We start from the raw sequence: 17193 nt of genomic DNA on the forward strand, positions 1-17193 counted from the left end.
ACCGCGTCAGCGGCCGCTGTAAGGCAACCCGTAAAGTAAGCCCAACGTGTATCGGCAGGGCCCGACGGGCCCTGCCGGCTTGGTTCAGGCCGCTTTCGTCAGGCCTGCTCTCGTCAAGCTTGTTCCTGCGCCAACTTGCTATGGCGCATGCCGTAGCCGAAATACACCACCAGGCCCAGGCTGACCCAGACCAGGAAGATCAGCCAGGTGATCGCGGCCAGCTCGGACAGCAGCCAAATCGAGAAGCCGATGCCGATCAGCGGGATCAGCGGCACCAACGGCGTGCGGAAGGCGCGGTGCAGGTCGGGCTTGCGCACGCGCAGCACCCACACCGAGGCGCAGATCACGATGAAGGCCGAGAGCACGCCGATGTTGACCAGCTTGGCGACCTCGCCGATCGGCAGGAACCCAGCGACCAAGGCGGTGAAGATGCCGAGCACTATGGTCGGGCGATGCGGCGTGCCGTACTTCGGGTGGATCTTGGCGAACCAGCCCGGCAGCAGGCCGTCGCGCGACAGCGAGAACCAGATGCGCGCCGCGCCGAGCATGAAGGCGAACAGCACGCTGGCGATGCCGATCACCGCCGAGATCGAGATGGCCGCGGCGATCCACGGCAGGCCGAGGCGGGTGAAGGCTTCCGAGACCGGGGCGTCGCCGCCGAGGGTGGTGTAGGGCGCGATGCCGGTCAGTACCAGCGACACCGCCAGGTACAACACCATGGACACGCCCAGCGACAGCAGCACCGCGCGCGGCAGATCGCGTTGCGGGTTCTTGGACTCCTCGGCGGCGGTGGTCAGGGTGTCGTAGCCGAACACCGCGAAGAACACCACCGCGGCGGCGGTCGCCACGCCCTGCAGGCCGAAGTGGCCGACGCCGTTGGCGTCGACGACGCGCTCGGGAATGAACGGCACCCAGTTGGCCGGGTCGATGTAGAACGCGCCGACGCCGATCACCAGCACCACCGCGATGACCTTGATCGCGACGATCAGGGTGTTGAAGCGTGCGCCCCATTCGGTACGGAACACCAGCAAGGCCGACACGCCGATCGTGGCCAGGGCCGCGATCAGGTTGAAGACGCGGCCTTCGCCGGTGCCGATGGCGCCCTGCGCCCACACCGGCAGATGGAAGCCGGCGCTGCCGAGCAGGGCCTGCACGTAGCCGGACCAGCCGATCGCGACCACCGCCACGATCAGCGCGTATTCGAGCAACAGGTCCCAGCCGATCAGCCAGGCCGGCAGCTCGCCGAGGGTGGCGTAGCTGTAGGTGTAGGCGCTGCCGGTGACCGGGATCATGCCGGCGAACTCGGCGTAGCACAGCGCCGCGGCGGCGCTGGCGATGCCGGCGAGCAGGAAGGCGAGGGCGACCGCGGGGCCGGCGTTGGTGGCGGCTTCGTGGCCGGCGAGGACGAACACGCCGACGCCGATGATGCCGCCGATGCCGATCGCGGTGAGCTGCCAGAGCCCGAGTACGCGGCGGAAATCCGTACGTTTGCTGGCCTCGGCCTGCAGTTGTTCCACCGACTTGTGCCGCAATACCTTGGCCACCAGGCTCATCGAACGCTCTCCCCGAATGATCGCCGCATCATAGCGGCTGCGGCGGGCCGCGCTTCAATACGGGACCGTTCTGGGGCGGGATCGTCAAATCGCGGCAATGCCCGGAGCGGATGATGGCGGGTCGGGCGCGGATGTCGCGCCTGTCGCGTCGGCACTGCGCGGGCGCCGGCACGCGGGCCGGCCGCATGGACGCGCCTGGATGCACGAGAACTAACGGAGAATCGACCGGTGAAGCGCAGTACATCTCTTAGACTGGCCTGGATCGTCTGCGGCGCGCTGGCCGGCGCGGCAGCGAATGCCACGCCTGCCCCCGTCGCTCCGGAGTCCTCGTCCGCCGTGCAGACCGCCGATAGCCCGCGCCTGATCGTGATCGCCCACCGCGGCGCCAGCGGTTATCGCCCCGAGCACACGCTGGAAGCCTATCGCCTGGCGATCCAGCAGGGCGCCGACTTCATCGAGCCGGACCTGGTCGCGACCCGCGACGGCGAACTGGTGGTCCGCCACGAGAACGAGATCTCCGGCACCACCGACGTCGCCGACCACCCGGAGTTCGCCGACCGCCGCGTCAGCAAGGTCATCGACGGCGAGCGCCTGACCGGCTGGTTCACCGAAGACTTCACCCTGGCCGAACTCAAGACCCTGCGCGCGCGCGAACGCATCCCGCAGATCCGCCCCGGCAACAAGCGTTTCGACGGTCAGTTCGAGATCGCGACCTTGCGCGAGGTGATCGCCCTGGCCAAGGAACACAGCCGCGACGGCCGCGTCATCGGCATTTATCCGGAAACCAAGCATCCGACCTGGTTCGCCCTCGAAGGCAAGCGTATAGACGGCACCCCGATCCAGGTCTCGCTCGGCGAGAAGCTGGTGCAGACCCTGGTCGCCGAGGGCTTCACCGACCCGGCGCGGGTTTACATCCAGAGTTTCGAGGTCGCCAATCTGATCGAGCTCAAGCGCAGGATCCTGCCGAAGGCCGGCATCGACCTGCCGCTGGTGCAGTTGTACGGCGACTTCGAGCGCGACCGTCCCTACGACTTCGTCTACCACCTCGCGCACGGCAGCGACCTGGGCGCGATCTATGGCGATCTGGGCACGGCGATACCGGGCGGCATCGGCGCCGGCACCGGTTATGCGGCGCTGACCGAAACCGCGGCGCTCAGCTGGATGCGGACGCACTACGTCGCCGGCCTGGGCCCGTCCAAGAGCAGCCTGCTGCCGCGCGTGGCCCTGCCGGCCAAGCGCGATGCCGACGGCGACGGCGACGCCCTGCTGGCGACGCGCAACACCGGCTTCGTCCATCCGGTGCTCGGCCGCGCCTTGCAGCTCGGTTTGCAGGTGCATCCGTATACGGTGCGCGCCGAGGAACCCTTCCTGAGCCAGACCGCCAACGGCGTGGTCCAGAGCGCGCTCGGCGAGGCCCTGCAGCTCTACGCCCTGGGCGTGCAGGGCTTCTTCATCGACCAGCCCGACATCGGCGTTGCCGCGCGCAAGCTGTTTCTCGAAAACAGCCGCATCGACCGCCGGCCGACGCCCTGAGCGACAGCGCACCACCGCTTCCGGTAGGAGCGGCGTAAGCCGCGACCCGGCGAAGCGGTGAAATGCCACGCTGTTGTCCGCGGGCAGGGGCTGCGACGTGCGAAAAACAAACGCCGATTGTCTGGGCTTCGGTTGCGGCGCTGGCGTTAACTTCTTCGGTTGGTCGCGGCTCACGCCGCTCCTACAGTCGGCGATATCGTTAACCGATTCCCGATTCCCGATTCCCGATTCCCGATTCCCGAATCCCGAATCCCGAATCCCGAATCCCGAGTCAGCCCAACGCCGCCTGCAAGGTCGCCGAACAATCGGCCTGCAGCTTGAGCGTGGCGATGTCGTCGGCGCGGGTCACGCCGCGGTTGAGCAGGGCCAGCGGCAGGCCGGCCTCGCGCGCGGCGCGGGCGAAGCGGAAGCCCGAATAGACCATCAGCGACGAACCCACCACCAGCATCGCGTCGGCTTCGGCCAGGGCCTGCTGGGCCGCGGCGACGCGCGCACGCGGCACGTTTTCGCCGAAGAACACCACGTCGGGCTTGACCATGCCGCCGCAGTGTTCGCACACCGGCGTGGCGAAGCGCTCGAACTCCAGGCCTTCCAGGTCGGCGTCGCCGTCGGGCAGGACCGCCGCGTCGAGGTCGACCCAGTCCGGATTGCGTTCGGCCAACTCGGTTTGCACCGACTCGCGCGCGCGCCGCGCGCCACAGTCCAGGCACACGATCTCGTCCAGGCAGCCGTGCAGATCGACCACGTCGCGGCTGCCGGCGCGTGCGTGCAGGCCGTCGACGTTCTGGGTCACCAGCGCATGCGGGCCATCGCGTTCCTGCCAACGCGCCAGGGCCTGGTGGCCGCTGTTGGGCCGCGCGCCGGCGAACGAAGGCCAGCCGACGAAGCTGCGCGCCCAGTAGCGGGCCCGGGCGCGGGCGTCGCCGACGAAGGCGCGGAAATCGATCGGCGGCTTGCGCTGCCAGGCGCCGTTCTCGTCGCGGTAATGCGGGATGCCCGAGCCGGTGCTGAGGCCGGCGCCGGTCAGCACGAACACGCGCCGGTGCGGACGCAGCCACTCGTACAGAGTCTGTGCGGCGGTGTGCGTATCGCGGGTGTCGGCGGCGTTCGGTTTCATTCGGGGGCGTGGTCGCAGGGGGGCAGGGCTGTGGGTTAGATGGCGGCGATGCGGTGGCTATCCAAGGTCGGCGCCGCGCCGCGGCAGCGACGGTCTGGCAAAAAGAAGACCGCCCGAATCGCTTCGGGCGGCCTGGCGTACCACGGCGGGGCGCGCGCGGTCGCCGGGGGGAGGTCAGGTTTCCGGGCTCACCACATCAGGCCGGCGCCGACGGTCACGCCGACATCGCCCTTGGAGTTGCTGTTGCCGGAGAATTTATAGACCCAGCGGCCGTCTTCGCTGATCGTCGAGACGCCGATCGCGAAGCCGGTTTCGCCGCGGAACGAGCTCGCCGCGATCGCCGCCATGCTCTTGCCGGGCATGTAGGACTGCGGCAGGCCCGCGACCGCCATCGCCGAAGCGACGCCGGCGCTGGCCTTGTCGTCGAGCTGGCCGATCTCGCGACGCAGGCCGTTGCCCCAGTTGTCGGTGTACTGGTTGGAGGTGGTGATGGCGCGGTTGACGCCGTCGTTGAGCTGCTGGACGTTGACCGCATCGGTGTTGGAGGTGCCGGCGCGGACGTTGCGGATCTGCACCGAGCCGCCGCCGTTGTTGAGGGTCACCTGAGTGGTGTTGACGCTGCCGTCGACGTTGGTGTCGTAACGCACCGTGCCGGCCTGCGAGGAGCGCAATTGGGCGACGTTGACCGCGTCGTTGTCCTGGCTGCCGGCGGCGACGTTGACGATCTGGCGCTGCGCGCTGGCGGTGCCCACCGAGACGGTGTTGGCGCGGTCGGCCACCGCGCCCTGGCCGAGCGCGACCGCGCCCGACGCCGTCACGCTGGCGCTTTCGCCGACCGCGACGGCATTGGTCGCCGACGCCGAGATGCTGCTGTTGGCGCCGACCGCGGTGCTGCCGTCGGCGTTGACCCGGGCGTTGCCGCCGATCGCGGTGTCGTTGTCGCCCGCGGCGTAGGCGTCGCCGCCGATCGCGACCCCATGCTGGCCCATGGCGCTGGCGCTGGCGCCCGCGGCGATCGCGCGGGTGCCGGCGCCGACCGTAGCGTTGCCGGTGCCGTCGATGGCGATGCGCGGTTCGGGGGTACTGCCCGGCGGCAGGTTGTCGATGCGGTTGTTGATGTTGGTCAGGCTGGCATCGACCGCGGCGAAGGCCGCGCCGACGTCCTGGTAGCTGCCGCCTTGCACGGTGAAGCTCGGTGCGCCGAAAACGCCGCCGCTGAAGCTGGCGCCGGCGCCGAAGATCGAGGCGATGCCGTCGCCGAAGCCCTGCACCTGGCCGCCGTTGACGGCCTCCAGGCTGCCGGCGGCGATCTGGCCGTTGGCGACGTTGTCCAGGGTCGTGCCGGTGCCGGCGGGGCCGCGCAGGGTGGCGCGGGTGTAGTCGGGGTTGCCGCTGCCGTCGTCGTCGTACTTCACCGCGAAGGCATCGTTGCCGGCCAGGCCGCCATCGAGCGCGCTCAGCGCCGCGCCGACGTCGTTATAGGTGTTGCCGCCGATGACGTAGTTGGGCGCGGTGAAGCCGCCGCCGATGTTGAAGGTGGCGCCGCCGCCGAACAGCGCCGCGGTCGAGGTGCCCAGGCTGAACAACTGGCCGCCGTTGACCGCCTGCAGGCTGCCGGCCGCGATCTGGCCGCCGGCGAGGTTGTCGATCACGGTGCCGGTGCCGGCCGGGCCTTGCAGGGTGACGTTGCCGTAGTCGGGGTTGCCGCTGCCGTCGTCGTCGTAGCGCACGGCGAAGGCGTTGCTGCCGGTCAGGCCGCCGTCGAGCGCGGTCAGCGCGGCGCCGACGTTGTTGTAGCTGTTGCCGCCGATGACGTAGTTCGGCGCGGTGAAGGTACCGCCGGCGTTGAAGGTGGTGCCGCCGCCGAACAGGTTCGCCACCGAGGTGCCGATGCCGAATATTTGGCTGCCGTTGATGGCGTCGAAGCTGGCGGCTGTGATCTGGCCGGCGGCGAGGTTGCCGATCAGGGTGCCGGTGCCGGCCGGGCCGCGCAGGGTGACGTTGCCGTAGTCGGGATTGCCGAGGCCGTCGTCGTCGTACTGCACGGCGAAGGCATCGGCGTTGGCCATGCCGGCGTTGACCGCGGCGAACGCGTCGCCGGCGTTGTTATAGCCGTTGCCGTCGATGATGAAGTTCGGCGCGGTCACGGTGCCGTCGGCCGCCACCGAGGCGCCGGCGCCGAGGCGCTGCGCATTGGACTGGCTGATCGCGAAGATCTGGCTGCCGTTCACCGCCTGGGTGCTGCCGGCGGCGATGACGCCGGCGCCGAGGTTGGAGATGACGGTGCCGCCCGGGCCCTGCAGGGTGACGTTGCCGAAGTCGGGCGTGCCGCCGAGGTCGTCGTACTTGACCGCGAACGGATCGGCCGCGGCATTGGCCAGCGCGCCCTGCAACTGGGCCACGTTGACCGCATCGGTGCCGGTGCTGCCGGCGGCGACGTTGGTCAGCTTGCGGGTCGAGCCGGCCGCGCCGATCGAGACTTCGCCGGCCGAGGTTTGCGGCGCGACCAGGCCGAACGCGGTATAGCCGGTCTGGGCGCCGAGCGCGGTGCTGGAACCGGCGCCGAGCGCGACGCTGTTGGCGTGGGTCGAGGTCGCGCCGAAGCCGAGGATGGTCTGGCGATTGGCGTTGCCGAAAGTGTTGTCGCCGATCAGCACCGAGTTGCCGAGCCGCGCGGCGTAGTTGGTGTCGGGGCCGCCGACGAAGCCCTGCGAGGCCGCGGTGACGGTCGGCAGCTGATGACGGGCGTTGGTGCCCATGACGATGGTGTTGGAGCCGTTGGCATAGCTGCCGTCGCCGATGATGACCTGGTTGTTCTGTGCGGGATTGGTGCGCCAAGTGCAGGCCAGGCCGATGATCACGCACGAGGCGTTGTTGTTGTTGCCGGTGTAGTTGCTGTCCTGGAACTGGATGTAGCTGTCGGACTGCACCGCGCCGATCAGGGTCAGGTGATTGGCCGGCTGGTTGCCGTCCAGGTCGAGCACGTTCGGCGCCTGCACCAGGTTGAGGATCAGCGACAGATACGAATAGTTGAAGTTGGCGCGGTCGATGGTCAGGCAGCCGCTGCCGAGCAGGCCGCAGGCCTGGTAGTCGTTGCCGAGCAACCAGTTGCTGAGATAGGCGCTGATGCCGGGCAGACTGTTATTGAGCGGGTCGGGCGGTTGGATCACGCTCATCGGCGAAGCCATGCCGCCCTCGTCGAAGGCCATCGAATCCCAGGTGGAACTGTTGGGTATGCCGTCGAACACCAGCGGCAGCAATGGTGCTTCCTCGTCGAGCAGTTCATCGCTGGGGGTCGGCTGTTCGCCGTTGGAAGACGAGGTGTCTTCGCTGCTCTCGATCGCAGGCGCGGACAGTGCCGAGCCGTCTTCGGCGGCGCTGGCGAGCAGAGGCGTTGCCGCCAGGCTCAGCGCGAGGCACCAACAGGCGGTCGATCGGAACAGGGAAGTGCGCGTCATTCGGATGCCGTGCGGGGCTGCCGATGAGGTGGCCAAAAGAATTCCGTTCTGCGTGTCGCGCTGATTCATGGCAACAGTCTCCGTCTACGATCGTTGCGGTGGGCCGATCGATAGCGCAGGACGGAGCAGATGCAAGCCGGCCGCTATGGCCGCGATTTCGTCTCAATCCGTTGGATATCATCGCTGCCGCGTTCGCTGGCACGACAGTCATCGGCTGATGCAGGCTAGGTAGCCCATCTACGCAATACACTCATGCAGCATCACCTTCACTCACGCGAGATCACGCGAGCCAGTGTGTGATTTGCACGGTTTCTCGACGTCAGCCGCCCCCTGCGGCTGCTATGAAAGTCCGCAGTGACTATTCAATTGTTCGCACGCACGATGGTGCACAGATAACCCATGCCGCGCACGGCGCGCAGAGGCAACGGCAGGGGGCTCATCAGCGCGACTTTCTTGCGCAGACGATAGATCAGCATTTCCAGGCGGTGCGGATCGAAATCGTAGACATCGCTGGTCAAGGAACCGATCAGGCTGTCGTGCGAAACCGGATGGCCGCCGGCGCCGGTGTTGACCAGGCGTAACAGCACGCTGCGCTCGGGCGCGCTGAGGTCGATCGAAGATCCGTCCGGCGTGCGCAGGGTCCAACCGTCGAGCGCGAGTTCCCATTCGCTCAGGCCGGCGCTGCTGCGCGACGGCATCGCACGCATATGGTGTTGCAGGCTGTGCATCGCGGTGATGACCGCCGCGAGTCCGTCGAGGTCGACCGGTTTGGGGAAACAGGCGTCGGCGATCTCGCGATAGGACTCGGTCTGGCAGCCGTTGCCGGTATCGGCATCGAGCATGACGATGCCGATGTCGGAATGTTGGCGCAGGTGCAGGGCGACCGTGCGCGGATTGTCGTCGGGCAGGTCGCTCGCGATCACTGCGATATCGCAGGGCGAGCTGAGCAGGTTGCGGTATAGCGCGGTGGCGTTCGCGCATTCGACGACGGCGAACTGGCGCATCTGCAGCGAATGCAGGATCTGTTGTCTCAACATCGGGTCGCGTTCGACCAGTGCGATGCGTCGGTCGTTGCGGTTGGAACTGGAACCGGACGAGCTTGCAGCTTGGACCACGGAGATGGCGGCCATCCTGATGTCCCCTGTTGATCGAAATCCTGCCGTTTCGCTTGCGCGCACCGACGCCGTCGATATCCAAAATCAGGTTAGTTGGGCTCCACTTGGACCGAATGTGACATAAGTCGAGCTTCGTCGAAAGTGCGGAAATTCCTTGGAAATCTTTAGATCGTGATAACGGTGGTTATGTGCCTTCCAACGACAAAAAGGCCGCCCACCGGACAGGTGGGCGGCCTTTTGCGTTGCAAAACCTGAAGGGCGGGCCTGAATTATTTATTCTTGGGCTCGCCGGCGGCCGGGGCGGCCGGGGCGGTCAGGCCGCGGCGCTCCAGCAGGGGCTCGATCTTCGGCTCATGCCCGGCAAAATCGCGGAACAGCTGCAGGGCGTCCTTGCTGCCGCCGCGCGAGAGCAGGGTGGCGCGGAAGCGGTCGCCGTTCTCGCGGGTCAGGCCGCCGTGCTGCTTGATCCACTGCACCGTGTTGGCGTCCAGCACTTCCGACCAGATGTAGGCGTAGTAGCCGGCCGCGTAACCGCCCATGATGTGGCTGAAGTACGGGGTGCGGTAACGCGGCGGCACCGGCGTGTAGTAGATGCCGTCCTTCTTCAGCGAAGCGGTCTCGAAGGGCATCACGTCCTTGGCCTTCGGCACCTGAGCGGCGTCGCCGATCTGGTGCAGGTTCTGGTCGAGCATGGCCGCGCCGAGGTATTCGGTGGTGGTGAAGCCCTGGTTGAACTTGGAAGCGGCCAGGACCTTGTCCAGCAGTTCCTTCGGCATCGGCTCGCCGGTCTGGTAGTGCTTGGCGTAGTTGGCCAGCACCGACGGCCAGTCGGCCCACATCTCGTTGACCTGCGAGGGGAACTCGACGAAGTCGCGCGGCACGCTGGTGCCGGAGAAGTAGGGGTACTTCACGTTCGAGAACATGCCGTGCAGGGCATGGCCGAACTCGTGGAACATGGTGGTGACCTCGTCCCAGGTCATCAGGGTCGGCTTGCCGGCCGGCGGCGCCGGGATATTGAGGTGGTTGGCCACCACCGGCAGGGTGCCGAACAGCTCCGACTGGTCGACGTACGAGTTCATCCAGGCGCCGCCGCGCTTGGAATCGCGCGCGTACATGTCGGCGATGAAGATCGCCAGTTGCTTGCCGTCGGCGTCGAACACGTCGTAGACGCTGGTGTCCGGGCGGTACAGCGGCAGGTCGGTGCGCTGCTTGAACTTCAGGCCGTAGAGCTGGCCGGCGGCGTAGAACACGCCGTTCTCGAGCACGTTCTTCATCTCGAAGTAGGGCTTGAGCTGGGCTTCGTCGAAGGCGAACTTTTCCTTGCGCACCTTCTCGGCGTAGAACGCCCAGTCCCAGGGCTCGAGCTGGAAGCTCTTCTCGCCCTTGGCGGCCTGTTCCTTGTCGATCATCGCCTGCAGATCGGTGGCTTCGCGCTTGGCGTTGGCGACCGCGGCCGGGGCGAGTTGGCCGAGCATGTTGTTGACCGCCTCGGGGTTCTTGGCGGTCTCGTCCTCGAGCACGTAGGCGGCGTAGTTCGGGTAGCCCTGCATCTTGGCGCGTTCGGTGCGCAGGGTGACGACCTTGGACACCAGCGCGGTGTTGTCGAAGGCGTTGCCGCGGCTGTTGCGCGCGACCGAGGCCTTGTGCAGCTTCTCGCGCAGGGCGCGGTTGGTCAGGTCGGTTTCCGGCGGCTGGCCGGTGGTGTTGAGCAGGGTCAGCAGGTACTTGCCTTCCAGCTTGCGCGCCTTGGCTGCTTCGGCCGCGGCGGCGATGCGCTCGTCGGACAGGCCGTCGAGTTCGGCCTTGCTGTCGACGACGATGGCCGAGTCCTTGACCTCTTCGAGCACGTTCTCGCTGAACTTGGCGCCCAGTTCGGCCAGCTCGGCGTTGATCGCCTTCAGGCGGGTCTTCTGCGCGTCGCTGAGATTGGCGCCGCCGCGGACGAAGTCGGTGTAGTAACGCTCGACCAGGCGCACGCCCTCGGCGTCGAGACCCAGCGAGTCGCGCTGGCCGTACAGAGTCTTGATGCGCGCGAACAGCTTGGGATTGAGGTTGATCGCATCGCGGTGCGCCGACATCTTCGGCGCGTATTCCTGCATGAGCTTCTGCCGCACCGGGTTGGTGTCGGTGCTCATCAGGTTGAAGAAGGTCGAAGTCGAACGGGCGAGGATGCGGCCCGAACGCTCCAACGCCAGGATGGTGTTGTCGAAGCTCGGCGCGTCGGCGCTGTTGGCGATCGCGTCGATTTCCTTGAGCTGGTCGGCCATGCCGCGATCGAAGGCGGGCGCGAAGTCGGCGTCCTTGATCTTGTCGAACTGCGGGAACTGCAGCGGCAGCGGGCTCTCCTGGAAGAACGGGTTCGCGTTCGATTGAGCGTTGGCGGTCACGGCTTGGTCTGCTTTGGTCTGGGCCTGGGCATTGTGGGCAAGGCTGGTACCGGTGGCGAACAGGGCCACGGCCAGCGCCAGCGCGAGGGGATGCTTCATCGTGCGGAACCTCGTCAATAGGAACCTTAAAGCCTAACCGACCCCGGGCCGGGGCGGCCCGTGACGAAAGACATGGCCGCCCGGGGCGGGCCCGCAAGGCCGGGCAAAGCATGACCAAGGGGCCAGGTTCGCCGGCGGCGGCCGGTTTACACTCCGGCCCAGTTCATCAGGGAGCGGGCGATGGCGCAGGGCAGCCGGCACACACGACGGGCGCCAGGACAGGCCCCATGACGGCGCCGAGCGCACAGCGTTTCGTGCCGATGCTGCACGTCGCCCAGGTGCCGCGCGCGGTAGCCTTCTACGCCACCTTCGGCTTCGCGATCGGCAACGCCCACTACGAGCCCTCCTGCGGCGACGATCCGGTCTGGGTCTCGCTGCAGAGCCCCGGCGGCGCCGAGCTGATGCTGGTGCTGGCCGACGGGCCGGTCGACGACACCGTTCAGGCGGTGCTGTTCTACGTGTATTGCGACGACGTCGCGGCGATGCGCGAGCGCGTGCTCGCCGCCGGTGTCGACGCCGGCGCCATGGCCTATCCGTTCTACCGCCCCAAGGGCGAGTTCCGGGTCACAGACCCGGACGGTTACGTCCTGATGGTCACGCATCACGACTGAAGCGTTCGCACGCTAGTGAAAGCTTTTGCATTCCAGGTTTCTGCCTATTCCATGCTGTTTCTTCCGGAGCACGATCCGATGCCTCAACTGCCGATGTCCCGTTCGACCCTGCGCGCGCCGCGCCTGCCCTCCGTCGCCCGCCTGGCCCTTGCGGTCTGCCTAGCCTCGGGCTTCGCTTCCAGCGCCTTCGCGGCCGAGACCACGCGCTACCTGGCCCTGGTCGACGGCGGCAAGCAGGCCGGCCAGCAGGTCGTGACCCGGGCCGACGACGGCACCGTCACGGTCGATTTCATCTTCAAGGACAACGGCCGCGGCCCCGAGCTCAAGGAAACCTACACGCTGGCGAAGGACGGCACCTACCAGACCTATCAGGTCCAGGGCACCTCGACCTTCGGCGCGAAAGTCGACGAGAGCTTCCGCCGCGAGGGCGACAAGGCGGTGTGGAAGTCGCTGTCCGATTCGGGCGAGGCGACCGTAGCCGGTCCCGGTCTGTACGCACCGCTCGGCGGCACCCCGGCGGGCTTCTCGGTGGTCCTCAACGCCCTGGCCAAGCGCAGCGACGGCAAGCTGCCGCTGCTGCCCAACGGCAGCCTGAGCGCGCGCAAGATCGACGAGGCCGAAGTCACTCGCGACGGCAAGACCGAGAAGGTGCAGCTGCTGGCGATGACCGGGCAGGGCTTCACCCCGAACTTCGCCTGGGCCACCACCGGCGCGGAACCGCGCTTGTTCGCCTTCATCTATCCCGGCTATCTGCAGCTGATCGAGGAAGGCTGGCAGGGCAACGCCGCGGCCCTGGAGACCCGCCAGAAGGCCGCCGAAGGCAAGCTGTTGGTGGATTTGCGGCAGAAGCTCGGCCACCGCTTCGCCGGCACCACCCTGCTGCGCGACGTACGCGTGTTCGATAGCGAGAAGGCCCAGCTCGGCGAGGCCACCGACGTGGTCGTCGCCGACGGCAAGATCGTCTCGGTCGGCAAGGCCGCGGCGTCGCTGAAGTACGACCGCAGCGTCGACGGCGGCGGCCGCGTGCTGATGCCGGGCCTGTTCGACATGCACGGCCACCTGTCGCGCTGGGACGGTGGCCTCAACATCGCCGCGGGCGTCACCACCGTGCGCGACATGGGCAACGACAACGCGACCCTGCAGCAGATGATCGGCGAGATCAAGGCCGGCACGCTGTTGTCGCCGAACGTGGTGCCGGCCGGCTTCATCGAGGGCGAGAGCAATTTCTCCGCGCGCAACGGTTTCGTCATCAAGGACATCGCCGGGGCCAAGTCGGCGGTCGACTGGTACGCCGCCAACGGCTATCCGCAGGTGAAGATCTATAACTCCTTCCCGAAGGAGCTGCTGCGCGAGACCGCGACCTATGCGCACAGCAAGGGCCTGCGCGTCAGCGGCCACGTGCCGGCGTTCATGCGCGCCCAGGACGTGGTCGACCAGGGTTACGACGAAGTGCAGCACATCAACCAACTGCTGCTGAATTTCTTCGTCGACGACAAGACCGACACCCGCACCCTGCAGCGCTTCTACCTGGTCGCCGACAAGGCCGCCGACCTCGACCTGGATTCCAAGCCGGTGCAGGACTTCATCGCGACCCTGGCGAAGAAGCAGATCGCGATCGACCCGACCCTGGCGACCTTCGAGTTCCTGCATCAGCGCGACGGCGAGTTGTCGCCGATCGTCGAGGGCATCGCCGACCACCTGCCGCCGGACGTGCAGCGCGGCCGTCGTTCGGCCGAGATGAACATCCCCGACGACGCGACCGCGGCGCGCTACAACAAGTCCTACGCCAAGGCGGTCGAGTTCGTCGGCCGCGCCTACAAGGCCGGCGTGCCGCTGCTGGCCGGCACCGACGAGGTGCCCGGCTTCACCCTGCAGCACGAGCTGGCCCTGTACGTGCGCGCCGGACTGACCCCGTCGCAGGCCCTGCAGGTCGCGACCTGGAACGCCGCCAAGGTCGCGCGGGTGCTCGACGACCGCGGCTCGGTAACGGCCGGCAAGCGCGCCGACCTGATCCTGATCGACGGCGACCCGACCCGCGACATCGCCGACATCCGCAAGGTCTCGTTGGTGCTGCAGGGCGACACCGCTTACTACCCGAGCGAGGTCTACGACGCCCTGGGCGTGAAGCCCTTCGCCGCACCGGCCAAGGTGGCCGCGGCGAAGTAAGCCGAAGCGAACCCGCCGAGCGGTTCGCAAAACCGCCCGAACCGTTCCCCCCTTTGGAGAAGGGGGGCAGGGGGATTTGCCCTGCTCGCGAGAGCCCGGCCACGCCGCAACAGCAAATCCCCCGCGCCGCAGGCCGCGGCCTGCGGCCCGATGCGTCGGGCGCTGGCCCCCTTTGCCAAAGGGGGCGATGGTTCGGCGGCTTCGGCAGCGGCGCTCCGCGTCGCTGGCGATTCGCGTCGGCCACTCGCTCCCCGAGCTGTTCCCCCCTTTGGAAAAGGGGGGCAGGGGGGGATTTGCTTTGCTCGCGAGAGCCTGCCGCAACCGCAAATTCCCGCGCCGCAGGCGCCTGTTCTTCGGCTCAAGGTGCTGGACGTCGCCCCCCTGCCAAAGGGGGCAGTGGTTCGGCGGGTTCGGTAGCCACGCCGCCCGCCGATCCGCCAGAAAGCCCATTCGAGCACGGGCTCTTTAATGGTTTGGTAACATTCGCCGGTCAATGAGCCGCCACCGGCGCGGGCAGTCCGCGTCACGGCCGTCAAGGGACGGTCCGATCGCCCATCGCCGTACGCGCGTGCCCGAGGGAGCACGGCGGCGGCGGTTTCCCACGAACTGGCGCCCCACGCGCCGCGTCCATCGAGAAACCCGACCATGTTCCAGCACTTGCGTGCTCTTCGCAGCCCTGCGCCCCGTAGTCACGCCCTGGCCGTCGCTATCGGCCTGACCCTCGCTTCCGCCGCCGCTTTCGCCCAGGAGCCAGCGCCCGCCGCGGCCGCACCGGCCGAAGGCGAGGCCAAGACCCTCGACGCGCTGATGGTCACCGCCCAGCGCAAGGTCGAACGCGCCAAGGACGTCCCGGTCGCGCTGACCACGGTCGACCGCGAGAAGCTGCATGTGCTCGGTTCCGGCGGCGGCGATATCCGCTTCCTGTCCGGCCGCCTGCCCAGCCTCAACATCGAGTCCTCGTTCGGCCGCGCCTTCCCGCGTTTCTACATCCGCGGCCTGGGCAATACCGATTTCGACCTCAACGCCTCGCAGCCGGTCTCGCTGGTCTATGACGACATCGTCCTGGAGAACCCGCTGCTGAAGGGCTTCCCGGTGTTCGACCTGGAGAACGTCGAACTGCTGCGCGGCCCGCAGGGCACGCTGTTCGGCCGCAACACCCCGGCCGGTGTGGTCAAGTTCGAGTCGGCCAAGCCGACCCGCGAGCTCGAAGGCTACGGCCAGGTCTCCTACGGCACCTACGGCACCACCAATTTCGAAGGCGCGATCAGCGGCCCGCTGAGCGCCAACTGGTCGGCCCGCGCTTCGGCGATGTACCAGCGCCGCGACGATTGGGTCACCAACACCAATCCGAACGCGCGCAGCAACGGCGAACTCGAAGGCTACGACGAATCCGCGGTGCGCCTGCAACTGCAGTACGACGGCAGCGACACCTTCAACGCCTTGTTCAACGTCCACTCGCGCCACCTCAACGGCACCGCGCGTCTGTTCCGCGCCATGCTGTTCAAGAAGGGGACGAACGATTTCGCCGACGGTTTCGACATCGACGAGGTCGGCATCGACGGCCGCAACTCGCAGGAACTCGACAGCTACGGCGCCAGCGCGCGCCTGAGCTGGGAGCTGCCGAACGACCTGACGCTGTACTCGATCACCGGTTACGAAACCGCCGACTCGCTGAGCCGCGGCGACATCGACGGCGGCGTCGGCGCGATGTTCCTGCCGGGCGGCAGCACCCCGGTCGGCATTCCGTTCGCCGCCGAGTCGGCCGACGGCCTGCCGGACCACCGCCAGTGGACCCAGGAATTCCGCATCGAATCGAGCTATGCGGGCCCGCTCAACTGGCAGGCCGGTTTGTTCTATTTCGACGAAGACATCACCGTCGACAGCCTCAACTACGACAGCCTCGCCGGCGGCGTGCAGGCCGGTCATGCGCAGCAGAAGCAGCGTAACAAGGCCTGGGCTGCGTTCGGCTCGCTCGAATACGACGTGACCGAGCGCTTCAAGCTGCGCGGCGGCCTGCGCTACACCCAGGACAAGAAGGACTTCAGCGCCAGCGTGCTGCAGAGCGCGCCGTTCGGTGCGCCGGTGTCGGGCCCGTTCAAGGTCCGCACCGACGTCGACGACGTCAGCTGGGACATCAGCGGCGTGTTCCAGGCCACCCCGGACATCAATCTGTACGCGCGCATCGCCAAGGGCTTCCGCGCGCCCAGCATCCAGGGCCGCCTGCTGTTCCAGACGCCGCCGCAGCCGTCGGTCGCCGACGCCGAGAAGGTGATCTCGTACGAAGCCGGCCTCAAGGCCGACCTGTGGGACAAGCGCGCACGTCTCGGCGTGGCTCTGTTCCGCTACACCGTCGACAACCAGCAGCTCAATGCCGTCGGCGGCGCGCTCAACCAGACCATCCTGGTCAATGCCGACAAGACCCTCGGCCAGGGCGTGGAAGTCGACCTCGACGCCTACGTCACCGACAACCTGATGGTCACCTTCGGCGCGAGCTACAACGACACCGAGATCCAGGACAGCAACCTGTTCGTGGCTCCCTGCGGCGGCGGCTGCACCGTCACCGACCCGACCGTGGTGCGCAACGGCCAGACCCTCGCGGCGATCGACGGCAACCCGCTGCCGCAGGCGCCGAAGTGGGTCTACAACGTCACCGCACGCTACAGCCTGCCGCTCGCCAACGGCAACGAGTTCTACGTCTACACCGACTGGGCCTACCGCAGCGAAGTGAACTTCTTCCTGTACGAAGCCCGCGAGTTCCGCGGCAAGGACCTGCTCGAAGGCGGCCTGCGCATCGGCTACCAGTGGGACAACGGCCGTTACGACGTGGCCCTGTACGGCCGCAACATCCTCAACGAAAAGCGTGCAGTCGGCGGCATCGACTTCAACAACCTGGTCGGTTTCGTCAACGACCCGCGCATCGTCGGTGCGGAGTTCAAGGCTTCGTTCTGATCCGAGCCTGCATCGCGATACTTCGAACGGCCCGCCTTGTGCGGGCCGTTCGTTTTTGTGGGGTGAGTGGATGCGCTTGCGAGCCACTGGCTCGCGCGTCCATGAACGCCAGGGCGCTGTAGCGAAACGCTGCTGCATGTAGCTTCAACTCCAAGCTCGTCATCCCCGCGAAGGCGGGGATCCAGAGACTTCACAGTGCGGTCGC

Annotated in this window: 9 protein-coding genes; 4 read left to right on the forward strand and 5 right to left on the reverse strand. The window is 67.5% G+C overall.

Features of this window, described 5'->3' with window-relative positions:
* Positions 1-113: 113 nt before the first annotated feature.
* On the reverse strand, positions 114-1553 hold the full coding sequence (locus tag ACKN61_RS10335; RefSeq protein WP_408953384.1) for an amino acid permease: 1440 nt from the start codon (positions 1551-1553) through the stop codon (positions 114-116).
* 228 nt (positions 1554-1781) lie between these two features.
* On the opposite strand from ACKN61_RS10335, the gene ACKN61_RS10340 reads away from it, so the two are divergent.
* Positions 1782-3086 (forward strand): glycerophosphodiester phosphodiesterase family protein, encoded by a 1305-nt coding sequence (locus tag ACKN61_RS10340; protein ID WP_408953385.1) that lies wholly within the window; start codon positions 1782-1784, stop codon positions 3084-3086.
* 271 nt (positions 3087-3357) lie between these two features.
* Here ACKN61_RS10340 and ACKN61_RS10345 read toward each other — a convergent pair whose 3' ends face one another.
* The 4 genes from ACKN61_RS10345 to ACKN61_RS10360 all read right to left on the reverse strand — a co-directional run bounded on the left by ACKN61_RS10345 (position 3358) and on the right by ACKN61_RS10360 (position 11262).
* Positions 3358-4203, reverse strand: coding sequence for an NAD-dependent protein deacetylase (locus ACKN61_RS10345; RefSeq protein WP_408953386.1), 846 nt, complete (start codon positions 4201-4203; stop codon positions 3358-3360).
* 188 nt (positions 4204-4391) lie between these two features.
* Entirely contained in the window at positions 4392-7661 is a 3270-nt protein-coding gene (locus ACKN61_RS10350; protein ID WP_408953387.1) for a YadA-like family protein, read from the reverse strand.
* Between the two features lie 362 nt (positions 7662-8023).
* On the reverse strand, positions 8024-8791 hold the full coding sequence (locus tag ACKN61_RS10355; RefSeq protein WP_408953388.1) for a response regulator transcription factor: 768 nt from the start codon (positions 8789-8791) through the stop codon (positions 8024-8026).
* 254 nt (positions 8792-9045) lie between these two features.
* Positions 9046-11262, reverse strand: coding sequence for a M3 family metallopeptidase (locus ACKN61_RS10360; RefSeq protein WP_408953389.1), 2217 nt, complete (start codon positions 11260-11262; stop codon positions 9046-9048).
* Between the two features lie 227 nt (positions 11263-11489).
* Here ACKN61_RS10360 and ACKN61_RS10365 point away from each other — a divergent pair, with 227 nt between their 5' ends.
* The 3 genes from ACKN61_RS10365 (at position 11490) to ACKN61_RS10375 (ending at position 16988) form a co-directional block, all read left to right on the forward strand.
* Positions 11490-11873: a VOC family protein gene (locus tag ACKN61_RS10365; RefSeq protein ID WP_408953390.1), complete on the forward strand. Its 384-nt coding sequence runs from the start codon at positions 11490-11492 to the stop codon at positions 11871-11873.
* 93 nt (positions 11874-11966) lie between these two features.
* A complete protein-coding gene (locus ACKN61_RS10370) occupies positions 11967-14039 on the forward strand; it encodes an amidohydrolase family protein (protein ID WP_408953391.1) in 2073 nt (690 codons plus the stop codon).
* 645 nt (positions 14040-14684) lie between these two features.
* Positions 14685-16988: a TonB-dependent receptor gene (locus ACKN61_RS10375; RefSeq protein WP_408953392.1), complete on the forward strand. Its 2304-nt coding sequence runs from the start codon at positions 14685-14687 to the stop codon at positions 16986-16988.
* The last annotated feature ends 205 nt before the right edge of the window (positions 16989-17193 follow it).

It is taken from the genome of Lysobacter sp. Hz25 (assembly GCF_046097045.1).
Taxonomy (GTDB): Bacteria; Pseudomonadota; Gammaproteobacteria; order Xanthomonadales; family Xanthomonadaceae; genus Lysobacter; species Lysobacter antibioticus_B.

Coding starts and splice junctions, on each gene's coding strand:
- ACKN61_RS10335 (WP_408953384.1), bottom strand. CDS start 1,553: ATGAGCCTGGTGGCCAAGGTATTGCGGCACAAGTCGGTGGAACAACTG.
- ACKN61_RS10345 (WP_408953386.1), bottom strand. CDS start 4,203: ATGAAACCGAACGCCGCCGACACCCGCGATACGCACACCGCCGCACAG.
- ACKN61_RS10350 (WP_408953387.1), bottom strand. CDS start 7,661: ATGACGCGCACTTCCCTGTTCCGATCGACCGCCTGTTGGTGCCTCGCG.
- ACKN61_RS10355 (WP_408953388.1), bottom strand. CDS start 8,791: ATGGCCGCCATCTCCGTGGTCCAAGCTGCAAGCTCGTCCGGTTCCAGT.
- ACKN61_RS10360 (WP_408953389.1), bottom strand. CDS start 11,262: ATGAAGCATCCCCTCGCGCTGGCGCTGGCCGTGGCCCTGTTCGCCACC.
- ACKN61_RS10365 (WP_408953390.1), top strand. CDS start 11,490: ATGACGGCGCCGAGCGCACAGCGTTTCGTGCCGATGCTGCACGTCGCC.
- ACKN61_RS10370 (WP_408953391.1), top strand. CDS start 11,967: ATGTCCCGTTCGACCCTGCGCGCGCCGCGCCTGCCCTCCGTCGCCCGC.
- ACKN61_RS10375 (WP_408953392.1), top strand. CDS start 14,685: ATGTTCCAGCACTTGCGTGCTCTTCGCAGCCCTGCGCCCCGTAGTCAC.